The sequence below is a fragment of the Asanoa ishikariensis genome (assembly GCF_900107455.1).
In the GTDB taxonomy this organism is placed as follows: domain Bacteria; phylum Actinomycetota; class Actinomycetes; order Mycobacteriales; family Micromonosporaceae; genus Asanoa; species Asanoa ishikariensis.
This window is the reverse complement of sequence record NZ_FNQB01000001.1, coordinates 3,016,833-3,023,953: the sequence shown is the minus strand read 5'-3', so window position 1 is coordinate 3,023,953 and position 7,121 is coordinate 3,016,833. Positions and strand designations below refer to the sequence as shown.

Annotated in this window: 7 protein-coding genes; 2 read left to right on the top strand and 5 right to left on the bottom strand. The window is 71.9% G+C overall.

The genetic code is table 11. The features are described 5' to 3' along the window. The first annotated feature begins 607 nt into the window (after nucleotides 1-607). A complete protein-coding gene (locus BLV39_RS14225) occupies nucleotides 608-1,528 on the top strand; it encodes a tetratricopeptide repeat protein (protein WP_143049754.1) in 921 nt (306 codons plus the stop codon). Here the strand turns inward: BLV39_RS14225 and BLV39_RS14220 are convergent. Both BLV39_RS14220 and BLV39_RS14215 read right to left on the bottom strand, forming a co-directional pair. Further along, the gene (locus BLV39_RS14220; protein WP_090790959.1) at nucleotides 1,525-2,709 is read right to left on the bottom strand and encodes a serpin family protein; all 1,185 of its coding nucleotides are present in this window, start codon (nucleotides 2,707-2,709) and stop codon (nucleotides 1,525-1,527) included. The two genes, BLV39_RS14225 and BLV39_RS14220, sit on opposite strands and share 4 nt — an antisense overlap. A 35-nt stretch (nucleotides 2,710-2,744) precedes the next feature. Next, nucleotides 2,745-3,209, bottom strand: a complete 465-nt coding sequence (locus BLV39_RS14215; RefSeq protein WP_143049753.1) for a hypothetical protein — start codon at nucleotides 3,207-3,209, stop codon at nucleotides 2,745-2,747. Between BLV39_RS14215 and BLV39_RS42330 the strand changes: the two genes are divergently transcribed. Continuing rightward, on the top strand, nucleotides 3,198-3,500 hold the full coding sequence (locus BLV39_RS42330; RefSeq protein WP_143049752.1) for a hypothetical protein: 303 nt from the start codon (nucleotides 3,198-3,200) through the stop codon (nucleotides 3,498-3,500). The two genes, BLV39_RS14215 and BLV39_RS42330, sit on opposite strands and share 12 nt — an antisense overlap. A 406-nt stretch (nucleotides 3,501-3,906) precedes the next feature. On the opposite strand, the gene BLV39_RS14205 is transcribed toward BLV39_RS42330, so the two are convergent. From BLV39_RS14205 to BLV39_RS14195, 3 genes are all read right to left on the bottom strand, one after another. After that, on the bottom strand, nucleotides 3,907-5,532 hold the full coding sequence (locus tag BLV39_RS14205; protein ID WP_090790954.1) for a thiamine pyrophosphate-binding protein: 1,626 nt from the start codon (nucleotides 5,530-5,532) through the stop codon (nucleotides 3,907-3,909). Next, nucleotides 5,532-6,305 carry a cyclase family protein gene (locus BLV39_RS14200; protein ID WP_090790952.1) on the bottom strand — a complete coding sequence of 258 codons (774 nt, stop codon included), beginning with the start codon at nucleotides 6,303-6,305 and terminating at the stop codon, nucleotides 5,532-5,534. Before BLV39_RS14200 ends, BLV39_RS14205 begins: the two co-directional genes overlap by 1 nt. 62 nt (nucleotides 6,306-6,367) lie before the next feature. Then, nucleotides 6,368-7,105, bottom strand: coding sequence for an SAM-dependent methyltransferase (locus BLV39_RS14195; protein WP_090790950.1), 738 nt, complete (start codon nucleotides 7,103-7,105; stop codon nucleotides 6,368-6,370). Between the last annotated feature and the right edge of the window lie 16 nt (nucleotides 7,106-7,121).

Below are 7,121 nucleotides of genomic sequence, written 5' to 3'. Positions count from 1 at the left end.
CAGGTCGAACAACGACCGCCGGTCCAGCGCACCGCGCGTCGCGGACGCCACGGCGATCTCGTAAGCCGCCGAGATGACCTGGCCCGGCTCGACCCGCGGCGAGCTCGACCCTTCCTCGATCGAGCGGGACCGCATCAGACGAATGCTGCAACCCTCTTGTCTTTGCCATACCGGTCGCGATGTGCGTCATTGTCACTCGACGGCTGGACCGCCTCCTCGGTGAGCATCCATGCCCAACCCTCGTCACCCCTGCGGCCGCCTGCGGTCCCACGCGGTCGCGCCGTGCGGCCCGCATTTCGACCGGCAATACCAACAAATTCCCGGGTTGGAATGCCGGGGTTCTCGGCCCCTGCATCGCCGCACTCATTCGGGTACTGCGGCTCCCCGATGTTCGCCGGCGACTCGCGGCCCGCGCCGACCGCTGCGACGCGATCCCCGCCAATCCCCGTCGCTGTGGCATCGTCCGGCGTTGTCCGCGTGCCGGTGAGCCGCTCAGCGCGTCCAGCACATAGACCAGCTTCATCTTGCCGCTCCATGGTCGCGCTGTTCCTTGGCGCTGCGCAGTCCCCGCGCAGCGGGCAACGCGGCCACCGCTACAGTTTCGGTCGTGTCTATGCGGGGGACGCTGGGGTTCGCGCAGGTGTTGGCCCACTGTGGCGGGTCGCCCGTCGCCGCGGTGGGCGTCATCGCGCGCGCGGTCGCCGCCGACCCCCGCGACCCAGGGCCGTGGTCGGCGCTGGAGGACCTCCGGCGCGCGCTGCCCGAGGAGGTCGGCGCCGTCGTGGCCACGGCGAACACGGTCGGACCTGTGGTGGCCCGCGCCTATCTGTCCTTCGTGGATGGTGACATGGACGAGGCGGCGATGTCGCTGGGCTCGGTCACCGGCTTCCAGCCGGAGGTTCCGTGGGCGGCCGCGCCGTGGTTCGGTGACGAGCGGTTTCTCGGTGCGGTGACCGCGGCGGCCTTCGCCGAGGGCACGATGCGCATCCGGGATCACGACCGGGACCTGCAAACCGATGCGGTACGCGCGAACCTGGCCCCGTGGTTGACGGCGATCGACGCGGTCTCGGGCCGGGACCCGGACCCCGACGCGATGGCGCGCATGGCGATTCTGCTGCGCGTCTGCGGCCGGGTCGACGAGTCGTTCGCGCTGTGCGATCGGGCCGACGCCGTGGGCCGCGTGGCGTTCACCGAGGTTGTCCGCGCCGGCACCTGGCGGCACCTCGGCAACCGTCCTGAGACGTCGGCCGCCTTCCGGCGGGCCCTGGCGCTCGATCCGGCCAACTGGTCGCTGCACCTCGACCTCGCCGATCTCGCCGCCGAAGGTGGCGACTTCGCCGAGGCAGCCGACCTGGCCACGCGCGGCGAGGAGCTCGAGCCGGACGACCTCACGATGCGCGCGGCCGCCGCCGCATACAGGGCCCGTTCGACGGGATCGGTCGCCGATCTGGAGACGCTCACGGAGTTGGCGCCGCAGATCCCCGACGGCTACCGCCAGACCCTGCTCGGCTACGCCAACGGCAGCTAGGCGGCGTTGCTCGGCTCGGCCACCCAGGCCGAGAACACCGGCAGACCGTCCCAGGCGGCGCCCGCGGTGGAGTGCGGGCGCTGTGGGCGATCCGCGACCGCGACCACGGCGTACGGGTGACCGAAACGCAGCTCGGCCGTGCGCCGGAGGCCGTCCTGCCCGGGTGGGGCGCCGCGGGTGAGCACCATCGCCGAGACGGCGGCGGCCTCGAAGCCCTCGCGGGAGTAGCTCGCCATCGCCGACTGGGCCGCTTCGTATACGGCCTGGGGCCACCGCAGCGCGTGCTTGGCGGCGGCCGCCGCGGCCGGGATGCCCAGCTCGGGCCGGTCGAGATCGTGCCGGCTGCGCGCGGACCAGGCCGGCAGCACCGCGCGATACCGCTCTTCCCGACCGCCGGGCGCCGTCGTCCCCACGCGCTCCTCGGTGATCGTCCACAACGGGCCTTCGCCGAGCGGCAGGTCGAACAGCGACCGCCGGTCGACAGCGCCGTGGGTGAGGCGGTGCGCCGCGGTGATCAGCTCCACCGGGCGGACGTCCGCCGGACCGATCACCGACGTCACCCGCATGCCTTCGGCCGCGACCGCCGTGTGCACCGCGACCTCGCCGATCCCTGGCACCCGGGCGATGAACGCCTCGTCCGCAGGCGCCTCCAGCACCTGGTCGACCACGTCGCGCCACGGGCTCGCCGCGCCGAGGCGGGCGGCCGGAGCCAGGTCGAACCTGCGGTCCCAAGTGACCTTCGTGGCCAACGCCGTGGCCAGCACCAGGAGGGTGTCGTGCGTCAGTGCCACCGGGAACCGCTTGATCAGGCCGAGCGTGTGCTCGTCGGCCCATCGGTCGGCGTCCGCCTGGGACGGCAGCGGGCCCGTTTCGACCGAGTCCGGCAGCGCCGCCAGCCACGCGTCCACCGCCGGCGTCGGCGCTTTCGCCAGCCAGAGCGCGGCCGCCGACAGCACCGCGGGATGCGGGTCGTCGAGCAGGGCCGTCGCTGCCTTCCGCGCGCCAGCCAGGTCGACGCCGAGCGCCCGGGCGAGCTCGTCGGCGATCACGCCGTCCGCCGCGGGCGCGCACAGCGCGGCCAGCAGCCACGCACCCAACGGGGACGCGACGTGATGCTGGCCGCCGGCGGTGGCGTGCAACAGAGCGGCGTAGCGTGCCAACGGCTCCCGCAGGTCGGTCATGTGAGGCACTCTGGCACGCGGCTCCAAATCGCGTCCTACGGAGCCTGCACCGGTGTGGCACGCGGGCTGCCGCAGAAGATGACGTCGGAGACGTCACAGCCGAGATCTTCACGGGAGTACGGCTCGTCGAGGATCAGCCAGATCTGGTTCTGGCGGTTGTCCACGCGGGCCGGGTCGAAGCTGCGGAACTCCTTGACCGCCAGTCTGTCGACGTCCGTGATGATCGGTCCTCCGATCGGGGTCGGCACCGCGCAGTCGCCGCCGACGCCGTGAAACAGCACCGTTGCCGAGTGCTTTTCGTTCAGGAACAGCGCACAGGGTCGGTCCCACGCGGCCGTCCCGAAGAGCGGCGACCGGCTCGACAGTGGGTCCTCGCGCGCCAGGATGCCGCGCGCGGCGGCGTCCCGGGTGAGGCTGGTCGCATAGCCCTCCACGTAGCGCAGCCTGCAGTCCTGGTGCCACGACTTGGCGAACCAGCCGGCGTCCTCGTGGTCCAGCACGCACACGTCCATTTTGGACGCGGCGAGCTGTTCGCCGATACCCTGGCCTCCCGGAGGGCGTCGACCCGCTCGGACAGTCTCGCGTCGGCGGCCTGCTCGGCGTCCCGGCGGGCGGCGGCGGTCGTGGCCACGGCGGCTTCGTTGCGGCGGTCCTGCCCGGTCACCCGCGTCGCCGACACCGTCGCCGTCAGCATGCCGACGCCGAGGTACAGCACCACGGTCACGACGGCGATCACCAGCCGTGGCCGCCAGCGCAACCCGTCTGCCATGACCACCGTGGCCAGCGCGTAGCCCAGACCGCAGACGGCGAGCGCGGCGAAGATCAGCAGAGGCACACCCGCCGCGGCGACGGTGGACAGGCCGGCCGCCAGGACGCCGAGCCCGAGCACGGCCGTCGTCACCGGGCCAACGACGGCGACCGGCCACGCCGGGCGTACCCGCAGCAGAACCAGCAGCAACCACGTCCCCGCCACCGCCAGCAGCCCGCTCAAGCCCACCACGAAGCTCGGCCGCCCGATCTGGAAGCCACACGCGAAGGCCACCCACAGCGGTGGGAACAACACGCCCACGAACGCCGCCCGCAGCATCCGCTTCACCACGGTCGCGCTGTTCATCGGCGCAGTAAACAGCGCGCCGCCGACGGGCCACAGTCAACGGTCGGCCAAAGTCGCGAATTCACCGGCCGGCCATGCCGGCGTCAATGTCCCTTGAATGCCTCCGCGAGCCACCACGAGCCGCCGTCGGACACGATTTTGGCGTCGACGACCAGCGGGCCGGTCGGCGCTGCCAACCATTCGGTGATGCCACCCAGGTCGGCCGCAGTTCGCACGGTCAGACCGCGCGCCCCGAAACCGGTGGCCAGCGCGGCGATGTCCGTGTCGGGGAAGGTCACCGCGCCCAGGTCGGCGTCCGCGCCGAAGTGGTGCACCTCGGCCCCGTACGCGGCATCGTTGTAGACCACGCACAACAGCGGGATGCCCAGCCGCACCGCGGTCTCGAGCTCGGCGACCGACATCAGGAAGCCGCCGTCGCCGGCCGCCAGCACCGGCAGCCGGTCGGGGCGGGCCAACGCCGCGCCGATCGCGGTGGCCAGGCCCAGTCCGATCGACTGGAAGGCCTGGGTAAAACAGAACCCGAACTCGTCGGGCACGCCGAGGTACGCGCTCGGGTAGCCCATGAAGTTGCCGGAGTCGATCGACACGATGCGCTCGGCCGGCAGCATCGTGTCCAGCGCGCGGCTCAACACCCGCGAGTCGATGCGGTCAGCGGTCGACAGATCGTCGGTCGGCTCGTCGTTCCACCGTCCGCGACGAGCGATGCTGTCGGCCACCTCGGCACCGCGGTAGCCAAGGCGGGCGTCGGCGAACAAGGAGAGCACCGCTGACGCCGTGGCCCCGCTGTCGCCGACCACTCCCAGATCGATCGGCCGATGGACACCGAGCGCGGCACCGTCGACGTCGACCTGCACGACCTTCGCATCAGCACCGATCAGGCGGCCGTGCCGCATCGTCCACATGTTGAGCGCGCACCCGAAGCCGACGATCAGGTCGGCCTCCGAGATCAGGCGGGCCACGGTGGGAGACGCGAAACCGCCGGAGATGCCCAGGGCGTACGGGTCGCCATGGAAAAGCCCGTTCGCCACGGCCGAGGTGGCCAGCAGCGACCCGGTGACCTCACCCAGCCGGCGCAGCGCCGGCCCTGCCTCGCGGGCACCCCGGCCGGCCACGATCACCGGCCGCCGAGCCTGCCGGAACAGGTCGGCGAGCGCGGCCACGTCGTCCGCCGAGGGAACGACCTGCGCCAGACGTGGAGCCGCCGAGACATCGATCGCGGAAGCCGCCAGCGCCTGCACCGACAGCGGCAGGTTCAGCACCACCGTGCGCCGCTCGTCCCGGGCGGTCCGCCACGCGCGGACCGTGTCCTCCACGGCCGACTCACCACTGTGGACACGTTCGGCGACGGCGCCGAGGCTCCGGGCGTACCCCGGCTGGTCCATCGCGAAGTTCGACGTGGCGCCGCCGGCCTCTGCGGCCAGCACCACCAGCGGCGTCCGGCTCTTCGCCGCCTCACAGATCCCCGTGGCCGCGTTGGTCAGCCCGCAACCCTGGTGCACGGACAGGAGCGCGACCTGACCGGACATCCGGGCGTACGCGTCGGCCATCGTCGCCGCGCCGCCCTCGTGCCGGGTGGCCGTGAACGGGACACCGTTGGCCCGCAAGGCGTTGGTCACCTGGAAGTTGCCGCTGCCGACCACACCGAAGCAATGCCCGACGCCGAGCGTGGCCAGCGTGCGGCCGACCACGTCGGCGACGATGGTGGGCACTACTGGCCGTCCACGAGCGCCAGGACGCGGGTCGGGCTGCCGGTGCCGCCGACGATGGGCAGGGGTGCGACGACGAGCAGCGCGCCGGTCGGCGGAAGCTGCGCGAGGTTCTGCAACGACGTGACGCCGTACTTGTCGCTGCCCAGCAGGTGGAAATGCGCCGGGAACGGCGGCTCCAGCCCGCCCGCGTTGCCCGCGTCGATGCCGACCGTCTCCACGCCGAACCCCGAGATCGGCGTAGTCGCGAGCCACTCGGCGCAGGCGGCCGTCATGCCAGGCGTGTGCGAGCCCTTCTCGTCGACGTTGAGGAACTGCTCCTGGTCGTGCGCGTACTTGTCCCAGCCCGTCCGGTAGAGCAGCCAGGTGCCGGGTGCGAGCTCGCCGTGCTCGGCGATCCACGCCTCGACGTGGTGCACCTCGAGCAGGAAGTCGGGATCGGCGGACGCTTCGGCGGTGAAGTCCATAACCGCCGCCGGACCGACCAACCGCGCCGGCGGGATCTGCGAGACGTCGTGCCCGTCCCGGCCACTGATCCAGTGCACGGGCGCGTCGATGTGCGTGCCGATGTGCTCACCGGTCCGGATGTTGTGGTGCTTCCAGAACGGCCCCGGGGTGTCGTAGGCGCTCACCTGCTCGAGGCTGAAGTCGACGAGGTTCGCGAACGGCTCCGGCAGGCGCAACGTCGGCGTGCTCGACGACAACGGGTTGGTGAGGTCGACGACCAGGATCGTGCCGGATCCCAGTGCGGCGACCAGATCTACGACAGAAGTCATGGCGTACGTCCTTAGGTGATCGTTCCGGCCTTGGCCGACATCCTGCCACCACACAGACGAAGTCAGCCCGCCGTCCGACGCAGGACGAGGGTCAGGAAACCCCACGTGTCCCGGTAACCGCGCAACCATTCGGAGCGGCGGGTGGCCGCGGTGGCGAGCGCTTCCGCGCTGTCCGGGTCGGCCGGGTGGTCCAGCGCCCACGCGGCCAGCGAGCCCCAGCAAGCCCATTCGTAGTCGTCGAGCTCGCGGCGGGTGCTGACGTGCCCGTCGACGGGCGTCCAGCCGGCCTCGGTCACGAGGTCCATCGTGGTCGCCAGGTCGGCGAAGTCGCCAAGCATCTCGATCGCCTCCGGGGAAGGCTCGCGATCCCAGAACCCGTCACCGATGAGGACCCGACCGCCAGGCGCGAGGTGGGTACGCGCCGCCGCGAGGGTGGGCAGCAGCCCACCGAAGGCGTGCGCGGCGCCGACGCTGAGCACCAGGTCGTACGGTTCTGTGGCAACGAAGTCCTCCGCCTTGGCGAGGTGGACGGCGAGCCGGTCTTCCACACCGCGGTCCGCGGCGGCCTGGCGAGCCCGGTCGAGCGCGTCCGCCGAGATGTCGACACCGTCCGCGCGTACGCCGGGCCGTGCTTCAAGTGCGCGCAGAAGCCATTCACCGGTGCCACACCCCAGATCGAGGACCCGCTCGTCACCGCGCGGCAGCCCGTGCCCCAACAACCGCCGCACCGACCCGTCATCGAGCGGCGCCTTGATCGGATGGTTGGCATGAGCAATCTGGGAAACCTTCTCGCGATTCACCGCTGCGACCTCCTGG

Coding starts and splice junctions, on each gene's coding strand:
- BLV39_RS14220 (WP_090790959.1), bottom strand. CDS start 2,709: ATGACCGACCTGCGGGAGCCGTTGGCACGCTACGCCGCTCTGTTGCAC.
- BLV39_RS14200 (WP_090790952.1), bottom strand. CDS start 6,305: ATGACTTCTGTCGTAGATCTGGTCGCCGCACTGGGATCCGGCACGATC.